Raw genomic sequence first — 19,876 nt, forward strand, 5'->3', positions numbered from 1 at the left:
CGCGATGAGCGATCACGCGGACAAGATGCGGGTCGACAAATGGCTGTGGCATGCGCGGTTTTTCAAAACCCGCTCGCTGGCGGCCAAACAAGTCGGCGCCGGTCATGTCCGCGTGAATGGCTCCAAGGCCTCAAAACCCTCTCAGAACGTCGCTGTTGGTGACGTTCTGACCTTCTCTCAGGGGCATCAGGTGCGCGTCATACGCATCCTCGCGCTCTCTGAACGGCGCGGACCTGCGCCCGAAGCCCAGACATTGTACTTCGATATGACAGAGAAGCAGGACAAACCGCCTGCCAATCCGAAATACGAAGGAAAAGGTCGCCCGGATAAGAAAGAGCGCAGGGCGCTTGGTCTTACTCGTGTCTGGGAAGGGCATTGACGGCTTGAAGCCGTTGCTCTTGTGGATTAGCTAATCGCCCAGACACTTGAAACGGGATCCAAGCCAAGATGACCTACGTCGTTACGGACAATTGTATTGCTTGCAAGTACACCGATTGCGTCGAGGTATGCCCGGTTGACTGTTTCTACGAGGGTGAGAACACACTGGTGATCCACCCCGATGAATGCATCGACTGTGGCGTATGCGAGCCGGAATGCCCCGCCGACGCGATTCGTCCGGACACTGAGCCGGATATGGATCAATGGGTGGAGTTTAACCGCAAGTATGCCGAACTCTGGCCGGTCATCGTATCCAAAAAGGATCCGATGCCGGGTTATGAGGAGCGTGATGGCGAAGAGGGCAAACTGGAGAAGTATTTCTCCGAAGCTCCGGGTGAGGGCGGCTAAGCTCTGCCATGTCGCGCGATATAATTGCGCGAATTCGACGTGAAACGCCGCGCTAGGCCTCACAATGACGTGCTCTCCGCCTTTCGGAGGGCGCGTTTTTATGCTATATTCTATCGATGAAATGAAACACGTAGAATACCGCCTGCCGTGATGACCCACGCTAAGATGGGTCTCTTGGTGGGTTTTCTGCGCCGAACCGACACCCGGCGGGCATAGATTATGTTCCGCGAGGGTCCTCTTTGGCGTAGCCAAAACGGCATGATTGCCGTGTCATCGCGAGGAAAGACCTGTATGACCAAATCGAAGAAGCTCGAGTTCCGCCCCAACGATTTTATTGTCTATCCAGCCCATGGGGTTGGACAGATCATCTCGATTGAGGAGCAGGAAGTGGCCGGCTACAAGCTGGAGCTATTCGTGATCACCTTTGAAAAAGACAAGATGACCCTGCGGGTTCCGACTCACAAGGCTGTCGACATTGGCATGCGCTCGCTGTCTTCTCCTGATGTTATCAATCAGGCGATGAAGACGCTGAAGGGTAAGGCCAAGGTCAAGCGCGCCATGTGGTCCCGCCGGGCGCAGGAATACGAACAGAAGATCAACTCTGGCGATCTGATCTCCATCGCAGAAGTGGTGCGTGACCTGCACCGCACCGATGACCAGCGCGAGCAGAGCTACTCTGAGCGTCAGCTTTATGAAGCAGCGCTCGAGCGTCTGACCCGTGAGGTTGCAGCCGTATCCGGTGGTGATGAGATCGCTGCCGCGAAGCAGGTGGATGAGGTTCTGACGTCCCGCGCGGCCTGATCTCTGAGGGCTGAAATTTCGAAAGGCCGCCCGATAAGGGCGGCCTTTTTCATTGCGTCAGATCAATGCGAGCAACATCAGCCCCAGTGCGATTTCGCTCAGTTGTTGTGTGGTGCCCAAGACATCTCCGGTCTGGCCTCCAATCTTGGCCATGGCGAGCCTGCGCAGACCAATCAGCAGGGGAACCAAAATCAGTGCCGCCCCCAAAATCGCCCAACCCATGCAAAGCAAGCCCAACAGCAGAGCAATGAGAATGCCAAAGGTCGTTGCGGTTCGGCCGGGGCGACCAACCGTGTGTGCCAACCCGCTCCCGCGCGCATTGGGCATACGCGCCATCATCACCGGCATTGCAGCACGGCTAAGTGCCGCAAGCGCAACTGGGGCCCAGATTGCTCCAGTGCTAAACAGTGCTGCAAGAATGCTCCAGCGCAGCCCAAGCCCAAGGATCAGGGCGAGCACACCATATGTGCCGATCTGGCTATCCTTCATGATCTCTAGCCGTCGTGCAGGCTCGAAACCTCCCCAAAACCCATCAGCGGTATCTGCCAGCCCATCCTCGTGCATGGCTCCAGTCAGCGCCACTTGCGCCGCAAGGGTTAAACCCGCCGCAATCATCGGGGGCCAACACATCAATGCCAATGCTGCGGTGATCACTGCCAACAGGCCAACAACCGCACCGGCCAATGGAAAGGCCCAGACCGCACGCGACTGCCGTGCAAAAGAGGCTTTGGGCAGATGTGGCAAGGGCAGACGGGTCAACAGAACCAAGGCCAGCAGCAAATCGATTGCTTTGAAGTCGTTTTTTCGCATGTCGATGCCTCTGGCAGGGCTTCTCGGCACGGGGCGAGAGCGGTAAACAGGTCTGACACCGCTTTACCTGTGCGGTGCGGTGCGACGCAACGAGGCTTTTGATGCTGCCAGACCTGAATACGCTTTCCGATTTTCGCAATGCCCTCGCGCAGGCGCCTGCCGCGGATGCCGCAGCTCGTTCTGCCTGCGAGGCCCGCAACGGTCAATTGACCAAGCCGCCTGGCGCGTTGGGGCAATTGGAAGAAATCGCGATTTGGTACGGAAGTTGGCGCAAGACGGATCGCCCAGAAATCGAAACCCCGCAAGTGATTGTATTTGCTGGGAATCACGGCGTGACAGCGCGTGGAGTTTCAGCCTTTCCGTCCGAGGTCACCGTGCAGATGGTTGCCAATTTCAAGGCAGGTGGCGCGGCGATCAACCAGCTGGCTCGGCTTGCTGGCGCACGCATGGATGTGCATGCGTTGGACTTGGAACGTCCGACTGCGGATTTCACGCGTGAGCCCGCGATGAGCGAGGCAGACCTTCTTCAAGCATTGCAAACAGGGTGGTCAGCTGTGCATTCCGACACTGACCTGCTGGTTGTCGGCGAGATGGGCATCGGTAACACCACATCTGCTGCGGCAATCTGCAATGCTCTGTACGGCGGTGTGGCCAGCGACTGGACGGGACGAGGCACCGGAGTAGGGGATGACGCTCTCTCGTTGAAAACACAGGTGGTCGCCGAGGCTGTGGCGCTTCATGACAGTCGCGACGGTCTGGACGTTTTGCGCTGCCTTGGCGGTCGGGAGGTCGCAGCAATGGCCGGAGCGATTGCCGCCGCACGCATCCGGCGCATCCCGGTGATCCTTGATGGGTTCATTTGCTGTGCTGCGGCCGCGTGTCTTGTCGAGATCTCGGATCACGCATTGGATCATGCAATTGCAGGCCATCAGAGCGCGGAAGGCGGTCATCAGGCGCTGCTTTCACGGCTGGGAAAATCGCCGCTCTTGTCGCTGGGGCTGCGCCTTGGAGAAGGCTCGGGGGCCGCTTTGGCCATTCAGGTCCTGAAGGGGGCACTGGCGTGCCACAGCTGCATGGCGACCTTTGCCGAGGCTGGCGTTTCAGACGGCTGACCCGCCGGGACGGGGCAGCCAATGCGCAGTAGGTTTACGCGGAGCGTTTGACGTGCTCTTCGGCCAGAGACAACAGCGCCGTTTCCAGATCCTTTTCCAATTCCTTTGCGCGTTTGATATAGGCCGGGTTTTCGCTTGCAGGCGTGCCCGGTATCCAATGCGCCGCCAACTCGCGCACCGTGTGGCGGTCGTGCGCATAAAATGTCTGCTCGGCTTGGGCCGCCTCATACTCGCTGAGGCCAATGTTCTCTAACACGTAACGGCCAGCCCGCAGGGAGCTGTCGAACATCTCACGCACGATGTCATTGGCACCAGCCTTATAAAGCGCGAACACATGATTCCGATCGTAGGCGCGCGCGACAATGTGGATGTTTGGGTAGTTGCGGCGTGCATACGCCACCAGTTTCGTTGCGTTTTCCTGATCGTCCAAAGCAACAACCAGCACCTTTGCTTTGCTGATCCCCGCAGCTTTTAGCAGTTCAGGGCGCGTGGGGTCGCCGAGGAAACTCTTGACCCCAAACCGGCGCATCAACTGGACGGCTTTCATATCACTGTCGAGAAGAACGGTCTTGAACCCGCTTGCGTTCACAAGGCGATGCACGATCTGCCCAAAGCGCCCGATCCCCGCGATGATGACAGTGCCTTCCTCATCAATTTCGTCGGGTGTGTGTTCGACCTGCGCCTCTTTCATCCGCTTGGACAGAACTTCATATAGGATGAACAGCAGCGGCGTGATCAGCATTGTGAGAGCGATCACCAAGAGCAGTTTTTCCGAAAGATCGGGAGTCACAACATTGAGTTGCAACGAGAAAGCCAGCAACACAAAGCCAAATTCCCCGGCCTGTGCAAGGCCAAGGGTAAAGAGCCAATGGTTGCGCCGCTTCAGGCCAAAGGCTTTGCCCACAAAGTAGAGCACCGTCCCTTTTGCGAGTATAACCAAAAGGGCGAGACCAATTACATCGCCCGGCTCTGCGAGGAACAGCTTGTAGTTGATGCCGGCACCCACGGTGATGAAAAAGAGCCCCAAGAGCAGCCCTTTAAAGGGTTCAAGGTCGCTTTCCAGTTCATGGCGGAACTCGCTGTTGGCCAAAACCACGCCCGCGAGAAAAGCGCCGAGAGCGGGGGACAGGCCAACCAACGTCATCAAGAACGAAATCCCAACAACGATCAGCAACGCCAGTGCAGTGTACATTTCGCGCAGGTTTGACGCGTGGATGAAGCGAAAGACGGGGCGTGTCAGATATACGCCTGCGAGGATCACAAAGGCGACCGCACCGATTGTCATCAGCGTTACGGCCCAGCCGGGCAGCCCTTCGACAAGAGACAAGGAATGATGCGCTGCGTCTTGCGCGTCATCCGTTCTCACGATTGAGCCATCTTCCGACAAAGACATCGCATGCGGTGCAGCCAATAGAGGCAGGAGGGCAAGGATCGGAATCACAGCGATATCTTGTGTGAGCAGAACAGAGAATGTCGCTCTGCCGCCCCCGGTACGGGTCAGCCCTTTCTCAGAAAGAGTTTGCAAGACGATCGCAGTGGAGGACAGTGACAATGCAAGCCCTACCGCCAGGCCCACCTGCCAGCTATGGCCGAAGAATATTGCCGCTGCCGCGAGTAAGGCGGTCGAAGCGGTAATTTGAAGGCCACCCAAGCCTATCAAATGGTGTCGCATTGCCCAAAGCGCGCGTGGTTCAAGCTCCAGACCGATGAGAAATAGCATCATCACCACGCCGAATTCGGCAAAATGCTGCAATTCCTCGGCTTCGGATCCTACGAGCCCCAAGATCGGTCCAATGATTATACCAGCAGCAAGGTAGCCGAGGACGGATCCCAGCCCGAGACGGGCAGCGATGGGGACGGCGATGACCGCTGCGGCGAGATAAATCGATGCCTGTGAGAGAAAACTATCCATGGGAGAATATTGCCAGCTTTTGAAGGGTTGGCAACGAGATAGGTCGTCTTGAGGCTCTGTGCTCGGATGATGAGTTAATTTTCGCCAGCGTGACAGAACTGCCTCAGTATGCGCGGGCTGTCTGCCTGTTCAGGTTGGCGTGTCGTCATAACACGCCAACCTGACTGAGGTAATTATTCGCCTTCGAGAGAGCGGATTTCTTCACCGAGCTTTGCGATATGCTCGAGCCGTTCGGAAATGCGTTCCTGAAATGCACCAAGTTGATCAATGATGTCAGACAGGGTCTCTCCGGAGGAGGGCAGGCGGGCGCTTTCGATTTTACACAGGACGCGCGTCGAACTGAGACCAAGGAAATGTCGATGCATCACTTGACAGGCGTTAATGATCCGCACCGCCTCAATATCAACCTCAGCCATGCCTTTTTGCGCAAAGCTGGCCTGTTGTTTGACCAGTTCCGCGAGCCGACGGCGCTCGTCTTCCATATCCACATCGCCGAGATCGCGGCGTTCAGTTTGCAATTGTGAGTCGCATTCCATGAGGATGCGGGTCATGCCTGCGATAAAGAGGCTGGAGTTCACCGAGTGCTTAACCGTGGCGAAGTTGGTGTTCTCCCCCATCACATTGCGCTCGAACCAATCCGACATTTCCCGCGACATGGCGCCGTAGTTTTGCGAAAGAACAGTGACGGGGCCGCCCGACGGTTCAATACGCGATGCAATGACACGCAGGTTGTGCGGAATCGTGTGCATGGCTTCAAAATCTTTGACGAGGCCATGGGTTTCATCCAGGAGTTTTTCCGCATTGCGCAGCATGTCTCGCAGTTCGGAAATCTGAGGATCTACCTTGCGACCGAGACCTTCGTCCCGTGCAATAAGTTCTTCGGCCAAGGCATGGGAGGCAAAATGCTGATAGTCGTCAAAGCCTTTCTCGTGAACCCAGTCGATCATGATCTGACTGCTTTCTTCCGGTGAAAGTCCGCCCTCTTTTTCAGCCTTTACAATTTTGGCATACAGCGCCTGAATTTCCGTGAAGAGCTTGCTGCTTGGTTTGATGCGAGCGGAAAGATAACCACCCTCACAGGGTACAACCGTCGCAAAAACCCAGTAATATAGCCCATCTTTGGATTTGTTTTTGACGTAGGCACCGATCGTCCGGCCGGATTTCAGCGTCTCCCAAAACAGGTGGAAGAGCCCTTTTGGCGTATCACCGTGGCGTACAAGTTTGTGCGGTGCGCCAAGGATCTCGTCCCATTCATAGTGGGCCACCCTCTGAAACACATAGTTACATGCCAAAATAATCCCACGCTCATCGGTGCGGGAGAAGAAAACCTCGTTCAACTCGAAAGGGGCGGCTCCGCTGCTGGGGCGGGCTTCAATGCGGCGGTCGACAAAAGACACGAGGGCGATTCCATCTGATGATTTGTTTGCACTCAAGATAGTGTTGCAGTGGTTCACACATCCTTAAACTGGAAGAGGACTATCGCCTTTTAACTGTGCCATTACGATTTGACTGTGGACGCGTCCAACCGCTGGATGGGGTAAAATGATTTCGTGCAATAGCGTATTTAACTCCTGCAAATCATGGCAGTAGACCCGTAAAAGATAATCCGCTTCGCCTGTCATGGTCCAAGCGGAGGTAATTTCTGCACGGTTTGCCACCAGCCGCGCAAAGCTCGCGGCATTATCGGGGCCATGACTGTGCAGATGAACCTGCACAAAGCACTGTACCGCGAGGCCCAGTTTGCCGGGGTCAAGGCGGGCGACGTAGCTTTGAATATAGCCTTCTGTCTCTAGCCGTTGTCGCCGCCGACCTGCCTGACTGGGCGAGAGATTCAATGCCTCGCCTAACTCCTGAGCCGTCGCTTGAGCGTTTTTCTGCAAGAGCGCGAGTAATTTAATATCAGTTCCGTCCAGCATGCGCGATTCCCCCATACGATCAGCAAACTATGCGTGAAATACGCGCGACATGAAAGTTTGCGTGGTGATTTTGCGCAAATTATGCGTCCCAGATGCGGTAGACTTGGAGAAACGCAGCAAGCAACTCAGGAGTTACGCATGGGACCTTTCCCTCACGACGCCCCTAAATCGGTCATCAGCGATGAAAACCCCGCAGGCACCGATGGTTTTGAATTTGTAGAGTTTGCCAGTCCGAACCCGGAAGAGCTGCGCGAACTGTTTGCAAAAATGGGCTACGAACTGGTGGGACGCCACAAGACGAAGCCGGGGATCGAGCTGTGGCAGCAAGGTGATATCACCTACATCCTGAACGCAGAGAAGGGCTCCTTTGCGGAGAAATTTGTCGAGCTTCATGGCCCTTGCGCACCTTCAATGGGCTGGCGCGTTGTGGATGCAAAAAAGGCTTTTGATCACGCGGTTGCCAAAGGCGCAGAACCTTATGAAGGTGACGACAAGACCATGGATGTGCCTGCGATCAAAGGCATCGGTGGCTCGCTTATCTACTTCATCGACCAGTATTACGAGACCTCGCCCTATAACGAAGAATTCGAATGGCTAAAGCAATCCAAGCCGCGTGGTGTGGGTTTTTATTACCTCGATCACCTGACCCACAACGTATTTAAGGGGAATATGGACAAGTGGTTCCATTTCTATGGTGAGTTGTTCAACTTCAAAGAAATTCGTTTCTTTGACATTCAGGGCAAGTTCACTGGTCTGTTCAGCCGTGCGTTGACCTCGCCCTGCGGTCGTATTCGCATTCCGATCAACGAGGATCGCGGCGAAACTGGCCAGATCGTGGCCTATCTGAAGAAATACAATGGCGAGGGTATCCAGCATATCGCGGTGGGTGCGCGCGATATCTATGATGCAACCGACGATATTTCCGAACGCGGCATTCAATTCATGCCAGCGCCGCCTGAAACCTATTACGACATGAGCCATGATCGCGTGACAGGTCACGAAGAGCCGCTGGATCGCATGAAGAAACACGGCATCCTTATCGATGGTGAGGGCGTCTTGGACGGTGGTGAGACACGCATTCTGTTGCAGATTTTCTCCAAGACCGTGATCGGGCCAATCTTCTTTGAGTTCATTCAGCGCAAAGGTGATGATGGCTTTGGTGAGGGCAACTTTAAAGCGCTGTTTGAATCGATCGAGCAGGAGCAGATCAACAACGGTGAGATCGCTGCGGCTGAATGACTATAACATGACATCTGCCGTCGGTCCCCGTAGTGACTAACCAACAGATGCAATGAGAAAGCCGGGCGAACTGCCCGGCTTTCTCATATTCTGACTGCGGTTACTGACCAATACGGTGGTTGCACCCCTTACCCGTTTGGCAGGTTGAGAACCGTGTTTCGGCTCCCTTTTTGGTACTGCAACTGGCCGTCGCCAATGGCGACGATGCGGCCACCGTCGAGGCGGTCACCCACTTTGACTTTGACGTAACGGCCTGAAGGAAGGCGCACCAGAGCGCGTCGGTCAGAAGGTTTGCCATACACCCCAATGAGGTTCAGCCGTCTGAGGTTCAGGGCTCTCTGTGTGGTCGCTTGCCGTGCGACGGACGCAGAGGACGGAATTGCTGGCGTGACAGCAGCCGGGGCGGCGGTAACGGCGGCCGTTTGCGTCTGCTCCTGTCGACGCTGGGCACGGTCAACCAGATTGGCAAAATTTGCAGGGCGCGCACGCGGTTGCGGCGCTGCGGCAACCGCCAGAGCGGTTGCCGGTTGGCTCTCTTGCTCTTCGGTCTTCAGGCTTTCAGGGCGCAGCTTTGGGCGTTTGGACAGGAGTTCCGCACGCACCACCCCGCCAAGCTGAGCCCGCTCTGTCTGTTCCACCAAGTCATTTGGGCGTGTGCGTGGGCGCACCTGCTGAAGACGTGCAATCCGTGCAGCCTCATCTGCGGCTTCTAGTTCACGTGCTGTCGGGCGGTCTGGGGTTGCTGGTGGGATTTTCACGGGCCGACCTGCGTACACCATGATCCCATCAGGGTTCAACGTGCCATCCGGCGTCGCCTTTACCAAGCCGCGTTCATCAAGGTCAAACTGTCGACCCGCTTCTGTGGGGCTGGAAACAGCACCAAAGGGAGTGTCTGTGTCGATCGCGGTTTGCGCGGGTAGGGCAATAGCGTCCTGAGACAGATCGGTGTTGTCGATTGAGGCAACATAAACGTTGTCGAGGCTGATGACCGACGGCACATCTGAAATTTCAGGCACTTTTTGCCAAATGCCGGTTGCGGCATATTGCGCGGCTTGTTCGAGGTCCGTGCCTGCATCAACGGCAAAACCCGCAGTCTCATCTTCCGGCACCATGCCATCGGCAAGCGCCTCTGGGTCTATCTCCTCGCTGTCCTCAAAGATTGCGTCATCATCAGTGGTTGCGGTTTGCGCCTGTCCGGCAGCGCCGGTGGAAATGTCACGCGGCGAGGGCAGGGAGGCAATGATCAGATCTTGGCCATCTATTGGTGCAACCTCGTCCACGACAGGCGTACCAAGGGCTTCTAGGACGGCGGCATCGGTGACGGTCAGTTCTTTTGACGAGACTGTTTGTGCCCCATCGGCTGCGGTCGGTGTGGTGCCGTCAGTGCTGATGGTGGTCGTCAGCTCTTTGTTGAGGTCTGTGTTCGACGCAGAGGTGGCAAGAACGGGCGGCGCCACAGGGTCTTCGGTTTCAACAAGGTCTGCGCGTTTGAGGTCGGACCACAAATCGGGCAATTGCTGAACCACGGCCCAAGCGCCAATCGCAGAAGCGGCTGCCAGTCCCGCTGCCATAAGGCCAATTCGACCGGATCGAGACCGCAGGGGGCGGGCCTGCGGAGTGGTGAGGTCGCCGCTAGGCGAAGCTATAGGCTGCGCTTTGGCTGGCGCTTCAGGTTTTGGCGGTGCGGATGTGGTATGTGCGAGAACCGGCGTCGGCAAAGCGAGGTTCGGCGCTGCAGGTACGGTTGATATTGCGGCAACAAACGTTGCAGCTTTGGGACCGGTTAGCACGGGCGCTTTGGAGTGCGGCGTATCCACCGCTTTTGTCGTTTCCGCCAAGATCACCTTCGGCGCAGGTTTCTGAGAGACCTCCGCAGGTGTTGTGCTGAGTTCGGGGGCCTGATCGCGGCTGCGGCGCGTTGTAAAGCCAATCGCGGGGCCAGCCTCATCGGTGTCCACATCAAGGGTGTCGGTGTCCTCTGTGATTGAGGTGTCGTCCGACGATGCGTGAGAAGTGATCAGTTCTGCGGTCTCCGCGCCGGTGGTCTTTGGGGGCTCTGCGGGGGGCGGGGCCGCAGGCAAGATGATGGGAATGCCGCTGCGCGGAGTGAGTTCGTCATCCGCCGCGTCTTCAGGATATAGGTTCGGCTCTTCAGTCTCTGCGGTGTTGGTCGCAGATGTCTCTTCAGGGATCGGTGCAGGAACCTCGACAACTGCAATACCATCCGGTTCGACCTTCAGCTTGCGCGCAGCTTTGGCAGTTCCGAAGAATGGTTCGCCCAAAAATGGCATGTCACCGGGCGCGGCGACAAAGCTCACGGGGCCAAATCCATGTTCGGATGCAAAGCTCTCAGCTTCTTGAAGTGTTTCAAGCGCGACAGCTGCGACATGAGTGGTTGCGCCATCTGCGCTGATGTCGAAGGCCAGTTCAGAGACCGGATAGGGCGTTGCCCCTTCCAGCGCGTCACAAGCTGCGGAAATCCGCGCATCATGAGGCAGATCGCCTGTCTCGATACTAAGATAACGGATCTGAGTATCGGGCAGCACCAATTTGGAATGCAGGGGCTTGTCGGACAGTGCAATGGCTTGACTGCGCAATTCCGCGAGCTGCGCGGCCATATCTTCTGCGTCCGGTGATACCGAACCCAAACGATACCAGCCGCCCGCGCCACGGGTCAGCACTGTAATGCCATCAAACGAAAGAGAGAGCGCGAACTCCGGTTTCATCAGGTCATCAGGATCTTCTGTCTGCGCGCCTCACCCGTAGGAGCCACGTTGCCCCCGGTGTGATACAACCCAAGAGGGCCGAGATCTCATACCGGGACACCCCGTGCCGGGACGCCGTTATCGTTGCGCAAACCATAGAGCAGGAACCCGCCGAGTGGAAGTAAAAGCGCAATAGCTCCCCTTGCGCGCGGGGTTTTGCCGCTCCCATTTAGAGGACAGACCTACACAAGTTGAGGAAACCAGATGTTGAACACAAAAACCGCAGCCCTGATGTTGGCTGGCGCCGTTGCCCTTGCCCCTTTCTCCCTAAGCGCGGAAGAGCTGCGGCAGATCCATGTCACGGGTGAGGCGACCACAGATGTGGCGCCGGATCAGGCTTACATCACACTTGGTGTGCGGGCTCAGGCCAAAGAAGCCGGAGCGGCCATGGAACAGGTTTCGGCGCGTATGAACGAGGTAATGACCAGCCTCGGAGAAAGCGGCATTGATGCAAAAGACATGCAAACGCAGCAGATCTCCATGCACCCGGTCTGGAGCCAAGTGAAACATGACGGTGTGGATGGCCGCGAGGTAACGGGTTTTGAAGCCTCCAACCTGCTGCGCGTGACCTTGCACGATCTCGACGCGATGGGCGGTGTTCTGGACGATGTGCTGGATGCCGGAGCAAATGAATTCCGTGGGCTGACCTTCTCTTACAGCGAACGGGATGCGGCAGAAGATTTGCTGCGCACTCAGGCGGTTGAAAACGCCTTCAAGAAAGCCCGTCAACTGGCCGAGGCGTCCGGTATGGCGCTTGGATCCGTGCGTGAAATCCGCGATGGCGGGCCTGCGGGCGGTGCACCGATGATGGCGATGGAAATGGCGCGCTCCTCAGATATGCCAATTTCCCCCGGTTCGTTGAGCCTGAGCCACAGCGTGTCTGTGACCTTTGACATCAAAGAACCTTCGGGGCCGAATTGATTGACGGTACCTGACTGTTATTAAATAGAAAAAGGCCGGGTTTTCCCGGCCTTTTGCAGTCTTGAAAAGGGTGTTTCGCCGACGTGTTACCCTAGCCGCAGGCCTTTGCAAGAGCCTGATCCAAATCGCGGATCAGATCATCTGCGTCTTCAATGCCGATCGAGATACGCACGACATTCGGGCCAGCTCCGGCCGCCTGTTGCTGCTCGGGTGTCAGTTGGCGGTGGGTGGTGGAGGCCGAGTGGATCACCAGAGAGCGGGTGTCGCCCAGATTTGCAACATGCGAGAATATCTCAAGGCTGTCGACGAATTTGACACAGGCGTCGTAGCCCCCTTTGAGCGCAACGGTGAACAGGCCACCGGTGCCTTTGGGATAACAACGTTTCGCGCGGTCGGAATAGGGCGAGGATGGCAGACCAGCGTAGGTCACATAGTCCACGCGCGGATCGTCCTCGAGCCATGTTGCGACCTTCACTGCGTTTTCAACGTGACGCTGCATGCGCAATGACAGGGTCTCTATCCCCATCAAAGTGTAATGCGCCGCTTGCGGATTCATGGTCATGCCAAGATCACGCAAGCCGATAGCGATACCATGGAAGGTGAAGGCCAGATTTCCGAAGGTCTCATGGAATTTCAGCCCGTGATATGCGGGTTCCGGTGCGGACAAGGAGGGGAATTTATCTGAGGCGGACCAGTCGAATTTACCCGAATCCACGATGCAGCCACCGGTCACAGTGCCGTTGCCGGTGAGATATTTGGTTGTGGAATGCACCACCAAGGTCGCCCCCTGAGAAATCGGTTGGCACAGATAGGGTGTCGCAGACGTGTTGTCGACAATCAGTGGCAAACCAGCGGCATCGGCAACATCCGCAACCGCACGCACATCTGTGACATAGCCGCCAGGGTTGGCGACAGATTCGCAGAACACGGCACGGGTATCATCGTCGATTGCGTCGCGCAGGGCGTCGAGATCGTCGAAGTCGACGAATTTCGCGGACCAGCCAAAGCGTTTGATGGTTTGGCTGAATTGGGTGACGGTGCCGCCATAAAGGCGCGTTGAAGCGACCACATTCTTGCCCGGCCCCATCAAGGGAAAGAGCGCCATAATCTGTGCCGCGTGGCCAGACGAACAGCAAACCGCGCCAACGCCACCTTCGAGTGTTGCCAGACGTTCCTGCAGGACCGCTACCGTTGGGTTGGTCAGGCGAGAGTAGATGTATCCTACTTCCTGCAGGTTAAAGAGAGCCGCAGCATGATCTGCGTCACGAAACACATAAGCTGTGGATTGATAGATGGGTGTCTGCCTTGCGCCGGTGGCCGGATCAGGGCGTGCGCCTGCGTGAATTTGCAGCGTATCAAAGCCATAGGTTGGGCCGTCGGACATTTAAACTCTCCCTTGTGTCGCAATCGGTGTTGATATTTCGACAGCACACACCGGGCGCGGCGTCAGTGCAAGCAAAAGCCGGTGGGACAGTTCTCTGAATTTAAGCGTTGCTATGGAACGAGTGTTCGGGAAGGTGCGGCAAAGCCCGGCCTCAGCGCATCCACAGGCCTTCGGATTTAATTTTATTGCGAATGGCTTGCTCCCGTCGGGGGAGGTTGTCGCGATCAAAGAGCACCCGTACACGCTGACCTTTGCCCTGATAGACCAAGCGCTTAATTGGCTCATAGGATTTGAGGACCTTTTTGATCCAGTTTGGGGCGCAGACCTCTTCTAGGGTGGCCACGACATGGTCGCTCTCACGCGCGTAGAGCAGCGGAAAGGTCCGGTAGTGACAGCTGGTAGAGCCATCGAGATAGCCGTCTGGCAGGCTGTCACGCGCACCGCCCAGGGAATGGATCACCAAAGGCAGGGCGATCTGATCGAGCCATGGATCAAGCGACTGGCACACCAGTGCCTGCGGCAGATCATCCCGGATTGAAACGACATACTCCAAGAACCGTGAGCCAAAGACATGCGGGCAGGGGCCGTAGAAATAACCTGCATTGAAATAAAGGTAGCGCTTCCAATACTCGTCCGGTTGAGAGCGGTCGAGGCTGCTTTCAAAATCCAGCCCGAACCGGTCATAGAGTGTACGCCAGATTTCGCTATATCCGGGACCATATAAGGTCGGCTTTGGCCACGTGCCCTCGCGGCGCAAACTGGCTGAGGGGCGAGAGAAATCGAAAGGTACAGCGCCAATATCACCGGTGATCAATGTGTCCGTGTCAAAGAACACGAAGGGTTCATCTTTTGGCAACACAGAGAGTGCTTCGATCTTGTTGCCATAGGCATAGGCCTGCCCGAAGTGATGGTTTTCAAAGGGGATGATTTCGACATCCAGACGCGAGAGCGTTTCGAGCACCGGTTCGTTTCGGATGGATGGATCTTGTGACCACAGATGGCCCGGCTGCGGCACCGCAACGATCAAGCGACCCTGAAAGTTCGGGCTCATGTGACGCAGTGATGCTGCAAACAGGACGGCTTCATACATCAATCGGCCAGATTGGCCGACGATTAGGATGTTGAAGACCTGCCCGGACATGACACTCTCTTTGTGATCTGGGAAATTCACCAGACCTTCCTATCGCCCTGCACCTTGAGCGTAAACACCTTTGGCACCAGCGAAAGAGGCCGTCACAGACTAGGGTGTCAGCAAGGTGACGCCGGGAATTTTTTGCAGCTGGGCGACATCTGCGTCATAGGCTTGCTCGATCTCTTCGACGAATTCCGGCGTCCAGTCGGCGATGTCCAACTCTTCTTCGAGTTCTTCTTCCAGCGCGAATTTATCAAGAAACGCGGCAAAGACCTTGCGTTTGAAGACCTCGGTCATTTCAGGGCGCTCATGCAAATATTGCCGCAGGCGGCGCATACCTTCGCGCGTCATGATCGACGCCAAGAGATCCATGCCACCTCTGATCTTGCTGTCGGGTTTCATGTCGCCCATTTCGCGCAAGATCTGTGCCCAAAGGAATGGAGAATCCTCGTAACACCAGAGCGTGATCGGGACATCTGGCACGGCGGTGCGGATGCGGGCTGCCATTGCGGACCAGCGCAGATCCAGCGGGTTGGTGTTGTTCAGAACCGTTTGCCTGCGTCCGTTGCCTGCTTTTTCCAGTAGTTTGGACAAAAAACTCACAGGGCTTCGGATAGCCATAAAGAGGTGCAGGTCGTCTTCGGGGAACAGCGCTTTCATTGCCATCAGGCGCTGCTCTGCTTCGGGATATAGCCTTTGACCTTCGAGCGCGTCGCGCTGGGAGCCGAAGAAATGTGGATTGGACAGGATGACGCGCTCGGCGGTTTCCTCTTCGAGGATAGCATCCCAGAGAAAATCGCGTGAATCAGGGGAGGGCTCCCCCATTTGGGCTGCCAACATACAATCCTTGAGCAGAGAGCGATATTTTGCAGGACCGGGAACGGATGTGCCGCGCTCAAGGAAATCCTCCTTGTTGCGCAGCAAGGTCTTCATCAGCCGATCTTCTTCTGTGCCATGCGCCCCGGCATGTATAATGATCTGCATCTTCCCGACCTGTCTGCCCTTTTATCGCGAGGATAAAAGTAAAGTGCGTCAAAGTTGCGGTCAAATCGCAACTTAACGGTGACGGTGCAGCAGCGAAGTATCGCGATGTTTCACGCTGACAGGTGGCTTTGTGGGCTCTGTAAGTGTTACTGTTGCAAAGATATTCTTTTGCGTCGTTAGGCAGTATTTCGCAGGATCAGTCGAACTTTCGGGACGGGGCCATAACCATGGCTTCACCGGTCAACACCTTCTTACCGTCTACAATGCAGCGGCAGTCCAGCTTCACGCGGCGTTTGTCGATCTGGATGTCGGTCACTTCTACTTCTGCCAAAACCATGTCGCCCGGCCGTACAGGAGCGAGGAATTTCAGGTTCTGGCTCATATAGATCGTGCCATGCCCGGGGAGTTGCTCGCCGATCACGGCAGAAATCAGGCCAGCGGTCAGCATGCCATGGGCGATGCGGCCGTGAAACATGGTGTCTTGAGCGTAATCTTCGTCCAGATGCACTGGGTTGCGGTCGGTGGACACTTCGGCAAACAGTTCGATGTCGCGATCGGTCACTTGCTTGCGCAGGTAACGGATCATACCCATCTCGATATCCTCGATACAGATGGTTCCGCGGGGGAAATTATCCAACATCTTACCTCTCAGAGATGGCCGTTTGGCAATAATGCGTTTCATTTGTTGCTTGATTGGTAATTTTATTACCTCGCAACTGCAGAAAGTCAACCCGGCAGATGTCGCCAACCGGACGCCCGTTGGGCGACAGCAAAAGGCCCGCCTTCTCCTGTCGGAGAAGACGGGCCCGTTTGGGTCTGTTTCGTTAGGTTAACGCAGAAAGCCGATGCTATAAGTCGGAGCGATCTGTTCCTGAGTGAGATAGGATTCCAGCGACGCGGCATCAGGTTGTGTGTCGGTCTTGGTGTCTTTTGCGGCCAAGCCGCCAGTGATGAAAAGCGTGTCCACGCCTTCCCCCATGCCGCCGGAGATGTCCGTATGTGGGCCATCACCGATTGCGAGGATGTCACGGTCTGAAATATCGTGACCGATTTCCGTCAGTCGACGCCGGGCGAGATCATAAATTGGTGGATGCGGTTTGCCGAAATAAAGGCTCTCGCCGCCCATCTCTGTATAGAGTTTCGCAAGTGCGCCCGCGCACCACTCGCGCACCTCTCCCCGGTCAACGATGATATCAGGGTTGGCGCAGAGGAGTTTCATACCCATCTGTTTTGCATAAAGAAAATCAGCGCGATTCACCTCAGGATCGGCCATCGTGTCGAATGGGCCGCAGCACACGATACCTTCGGCTTCTTTCAGGGGAGTGCGGGTGATCTCAATGGGATTATCGACCACCTTCATCGGTTCAAAGAAACCGGCATCGCGCTCCCATTCACCCATGAAATAGACCTTCGAGCCGACTGCGCCGGTGAACATGGCAGCACGCGCGGAATCGCCAGAGGTTGCAATGGTGTCATATGCGTCATCGGGAACGCCAAACTGGCTGAGCTGCTCGGCCACACCTGCACGCGGTTTTGGAGAGTTGGTGACAAGCACCACGACGCCACCGGCCTTACGGTAAGATTGCAGGGCCGCCACTGCATCGGGATAGGCCGTAATGCCATTATGGACGCAGCCCCAGAGGTCCACAAACAGCGCCTTGTATCGGTCGGAGACCTCGGAAAGGGTGGAGATGATCTGGCTCATGGTGCGGCCTCATGCGCGGTTAGGATTGCCCATCCTATGGCAGAGGCAGCCGGATTTGGCTAGGGCAGGCGATGGATCGCCACAATGCAATACAGCGCCCCCGAGCGAGGGCGCTGTTTCATATCCGCAGGTTGTCGCGGCTTTTACCCTTTTCGACCCGGAGGGGTGAAACGCTTTGATGTGTTGGTCGCATCAGCGCGGCGGGCTTTGTTCTTTTTGCTGTTTGGTTTGCCTTTTGGGGGCGGCGGACCTTTGGGTTTTTCGAACTTCGGCTTGTCCCCACGAGGTTTATCTGCACGGGGCTTGTCGAATTTAGGTTTGTCGCCGCGCGGCTTGTCCCCGCGTGGTTTGTCAAATTTGCCCTTTTCGGAACGCTCGCCACGTGGCTTGTCATAGCCCGGTTTGTCACCAGCGGGACGGGGCTTGGCCGGGCGGGGTTTCACGGGCCGGTCAGCTGCGTCATCGCGGTCGCGCCCGCGATAGGGTTTGCGGTCGCTGGAGTAGTCGCCCCCACCTTTGCGTTCGCCCTTATATCCGGGCTTGCCACCGCCAAAGCCGCCGCGTCCACCGCCCTTGCGGAACGGAGGTTTGCTACGCTCAGGCAGGTTCGGGGCCTCGTTCAGGCGCTCAAGTGCGGAGCCATCATCCAGCGCCATGTCACCACCGAGGGTTGCCATGAAACCTTCGACCTTGTCTTCGGCAATCTCGGCATAGCTTTTGTCGCCAACGATGCGAATGGCTCCAATGGCAGTTTTATCAATGCCACCAGCCTTGCACAGCATCGGCAACAGGCGGCGCGGATCTGCGCCTGCGTCCCGACCGCCCTCAATGGCGAACCAGACAGACGGCCCAAAGGGCGCGCGGTCTTCTTTTTTCTTGCGGGTGTCCATCGCGGCCACATCGGTCAGCTCTTCCGGTGCCGAGCGTGCTGCCGACCACAGCCGCAGATACCCTGCCGCCAGTTGCTCGGGCGAGAAGCTCTCGACCAGCTTTACCAATGTTTCCTGTTGGCTTTCTGGGGCTTCTTCGGTCCAGACGGTATCCGAAAGCATCCGTTCCAGATCGCGGCCACGGACCTCGTCGGCGGATGGCGCATCGACCCATTCTGCAGAAAGTTTGGCATCCCGCAGCAGGCGCTCTGCTTTGCGTACGGAGCGCGGCGTCACCATCAGGGCACTTGCGCCCTTGCGGCCCGCGCGGCCAGTACGGCCAGACCGGTGCAACAGGGTTTCATGGCTCGACGGCAGATCAGCATGCACCACCAGATCGAGGTTCGGCAGGTCGATGCCGCGTGCTGCCACATCGGTTGCGACGCAGATCCGGGCGCGCCCGTCACGCATGGCCTGCAAAGCGCCTGCGCGTTCGGATTGCGACAACTCGCCAGACAATGCCACAACTTGAAAACCGCGGTTCGACAGACGGGTCAGCAAGCGATTCACTGCGGCACGGGTATTGGCAAAAACGATGGCGTTGGGAGCCTCGTGAAACCGCAGGACGTTGATGATCGCATTCTCGATGTCATGGGGGGCAACCACATGAGAGAAATAGGAAATATCGCTGTGTTGCTCGGATTTGTTGATTGTTGAAATCCGTTGCGCGTCATTTTGATAGGTCTGCGCCAGTGCGGCGATCGGCTTTGACACGGTGGCCGAAAACAGCAGGGTCTGGCGATCTTCCGGGGTCTCTTCGAGAATGAACTCCAGATCCTCGCGGAACCCGAGATCGAGCATCTCGTCTGCTTCATCCAGAACCACGGCGGCCACGCCACTCAGGTCGATGGAGCCACGGGTGATGTGATCGCGCAAACGGCCCGGTGTGGCGACAACGATATGCGCCCCACGTTCAAGCGCACGGCGCTCGTCGCGCATATCCATCCCACCCACGCAAGAGGCCAGAACTGCGCCTGCATCGCCATAAAGCCAGCTCAGCTCACGCTTTACTTGCAGCGCCAGCTCGCGGGTGGGGGCGATAACCAGAGCCAACGGACTGGCGGCACGTTCGAACTGACCGTCCTCATTCAGAATGGTAGGCGCAATGGCGAGGCCGAAGCCAACTGTTTTACCGGAACCGGTTTGGGCGGACACCAAAAGATCCGCACCTGCCAGTTCCGGGTCCGAGACCGCCTCCTGAACAGGGGTGAGAGACGTGTAACCACGGCGCTCCAGCGCCTGCTGCAAGGTGGGTATCAAGAGGGGGATCCGTTCGTATCACAAAGAGGGCACTTTCCTGCGCCCGTTGGGTCAAGATCGCGCGTATAACGCAAGGCTGAGGCTTTGTATAGCACATCTCATGCGCCATAGCTGCATGGCTGTGTTGCATTTGTGCGAAGTGGCCATTCACCGGGCTGAGGGGGATAAGGTTCTATGTGGTGTGTTCTTAGAGCTTGATTATAGTAAGGCACCTAATCAT

General features: G+C 56.8%; 17 protein-coding genes. 6 read left to right on the plus strand and 11 right to left on the minus strand.

Going from position 1 to position 19,876, the window contains the following annotated elements; all coding sequences use genetic code 11:
- Positions 1-4: 4 nt before the first annotated feature.
- From UB90_RS08155 to UB90_RS08165, 3 genes are all read left to right on the plus strand, one after another.
- Positions 5-379, plus strand: a complete 375-nt coding sequence (locus UB90_RS08155; RefSeq protein WP_065324431.1) for an RNA-binding S4 domain-containing protein — start codon at positions 5-7, stop codon at positions 377-379.
- A 68-nt stretch (positions 380-447) separates the two neighbouring features.
- Entirely contained in the window at positions 448-786 is a 339-nt protein-coding gene (gene fdxA / locus UB90_RS08160) for a ferredoxin FdxA (RefSeq protein ID WP_005606051.1), read from the plus strand.
- A 291-nt stretch (positions 787-1,077) separates the two neighbouring features.
- The gene (locus tag UB90_RS08165) at positions 1,078-1,587 is read left to right on the plus strand and encodes a CarD family transcriptional regulator (RefSeq protein WP_005606047.1); all 510 of its coding nucleotides are present in this window, start codon (positions 1,078-1,080) and stop codon (positions 1,585-1,587) included.
- A 57-nt stretch (positions 1,588-1,644) separates the two neighbouring features.
- Here the strand turns inward: UB90_RS08165 and cobS are convergent, their stop codons facing one another.
- On the minus strand, positions 1,645-2,397 hold the full coding sequence (gene cobS / locus UB90_RS08170) for an adenosylcobinamide-GDP ribazoletransferase (protein ID WP_065324432.1): 753 nt from the start codon (positions 2,395-2,397) through the stop codon (positions 1,645-1,647).
- A gap of 101 nt (positions 2,398-2,498) precedes the next feature.
- On the opposite strand from cobS, the gene cobT reads away from it, so the two are divergent.
- Positions 2,499-3,509 carry a nicotinate-nucleotide--dimethylbenzimidazole phosphoribosyltransferase gene (gene cobT / locus UB90_RS08175; RefSeq protein ID WP_065324433.1) on the plus strand — a complete coding sequence of 337 codons (1,011 nt, stop codon included), beginning with the start codon at positions 2,499-2,501 and terminating at the stop codon, positions 3,507-3,509.
- 34 nt (positions 3,510-3,543) lie between these two features.
- On the opposite strand, the gene UB90_RS08180 is transcribed toward cobT, so the two are convergent.
- The 3 genes from UB90_RS08180 to UB90_RS08190 form a co-directional block, all read right to left on the minus strand.
- Positions 3,544-5,421 carry a monovalent cation:proton antiporter-2 (CPA2) family protein gene (locus tag UB90_RS08180; RefSeq protein ID WP_009178631.1) on the minus strand — a complete coding sequence of 626 codons (1,878 nt, stop codon included), beginning with the start codon at positions 5,419-5,421 and terminating at the stop codon, positions 3,544-3,546.
- A gap of 173 nt (positions 5,422-5,594) precedes the next feature.
- A complete protein-coding gene (locus tag UB90_RS08185) occupies positions 5,595-6,818 on the minus strand; it encodes a PAS domain-containing protein (RefSeq protein WP_009178860.1) in 1,224 nt (407 codons plus the stop codon).
- Between the two features lie 63 nt (positions 6,819-6,881).
- Positions 6,882-7,337, minus strand: coding sequence for an Lrp/AsnC family transcriptional regulator (locus tag UB90_RS08190; RefSeq protein ID WP_065324434.1), 456 nt, complete (start codon positions 7,335-7,337; stop codon positions 6,882-6,884).
- Between the two features lie 138 nt (positions 7,338-7,475).
- Between UB90_RS08190 and hppD the strand changes: the two genes are divergently transcribed.
- Positions 7,476-8,576, plus strand: a complete 1,101-nt coding sequence (hppD, locus tag UB90_RS08195; RefSeq protein WP_065324435.1) for a 4-hydroxyphenylpyruvate dioxygenase — start codon at positions 7,476-7,478, stop codon at positions 8,574-8,576.
- Positions 8,577-8,704: 128 nt separating this feature from the next.
- Here hppD and UB90_RS08200 read toward each other — a convergent pair whose 3' ends face one another.
- On the minus strand, positions 8,705-11,302 hold the full coding sequence (locus UB90_RS08200; protein ID WP_065324436.1) for a hypothetical protein: 2,598 nt from the start codon (positions 11,300-11,302) through the stop codon (positions 8,705-8,707).
- A gap of 243 nt (positions 11,303-11,545) precedes the next feature.
- Between UB90_RS08200 and UB90_RS08205 the strand changes: the two genes are divergently transcribed.
- The gene (locus UB90_RS08205) at positions 11,546-12,262 is read left to right on the plus strand and encodes an SIMPL domain-containing protein (protein ID WP_009179241.1); all 717 of its coding nucleotides are present in this window, start codon (positions 11,546-11,548) and stop codon (positions 12,260-12,262) included.
- Positions 12,263-12,353: 91 nt separating this feature from the next.
- On the opposite strand, the gene UB90_RS08210 is transcribed toward UB90_RS08205, so the two are convergent.
- From UB90_RS08210 to UB90_RS08235, 6 genes are all read right to left on the minus strand, one after another.
- Complete coding sequence (locus UB90_RS08210) at positions 12,354-13,646, minus strand: O-acetylhomoserine aminocarboxypropyltransferase/cysteine synthase family protein (protein ID WP_065324437.1); 1,293 nt, start codon at positions 13,644-13,646, stop codon at positions 12,354-12,356.
- A gap of 151 nt (positions 13,647-13,797) precedes the next feature.
- Positions 13,798-14,787 (minus strand): hypothetical protein, encoded by a 990-nt coding sequence (locus tag UB90_RS08215; protein WP_065324438.1) that lies wholly within the window; start codon positions 14,785-14,787, stop codon positions 13,798-13,800.
- Positions 14,788-14,886: 99 nt separating this feature from the next.
- Positions 14,887-15,762, minus strand: a complete 876-nt coding sequence (locus UB90_RS08220; RefSeq protein WP_065324439.1) for a hypothetical protein — start codon at positions 15,760-15,762, stop codon at positions 14,887-14,889.
- Positions 15,763-15,958: 196 nt separating this feature from the next.
- Positions 15,959-16,402, minus strand: coding sequence for a MaoC family dehydratase (locus tag UB90_RS08225; protein WP_005606024.1), 444 nt, complete (start codon positions 16,400-16,402; stop codon positions 15,959-15,961).
- Positions 16,403-16,591: 189 nt separating this feature from the next.
- Entirely contained in the window at positions 16,592-17,467 is an 876-nt protein-coding gene (locus UB90_RS08230) for a TIGR01459 family HAD-type hydrolase (RefSeq protein ID WP_065324440.1), read from the minus strand.
- A gap of 143 nt (positions 17,468-17,610) precedes the next feature.
- Entirely contained in the window at positions 17,611-19,656 is a 2,046-nt protein-coding gene (locus UB90_RS08235) for a DEAD/DEAH box helicase (protein ID WP_065324441.1), read from the minus strand.
- Positions 19,657-19,876 lie beyond the last annotated feature (220 nt).

This window comes from Tritonibacter mobilis, from assembly GCF_001681715.1.
In the GTDB taxonomy this organism is placed as follows: domain Bacteria; phylum Pseudomonadota; class Alphaproteobacteria; order Rhodobacterales; family Rhodobacteraceae; genus Epibacterium; species Epibacterium mobile.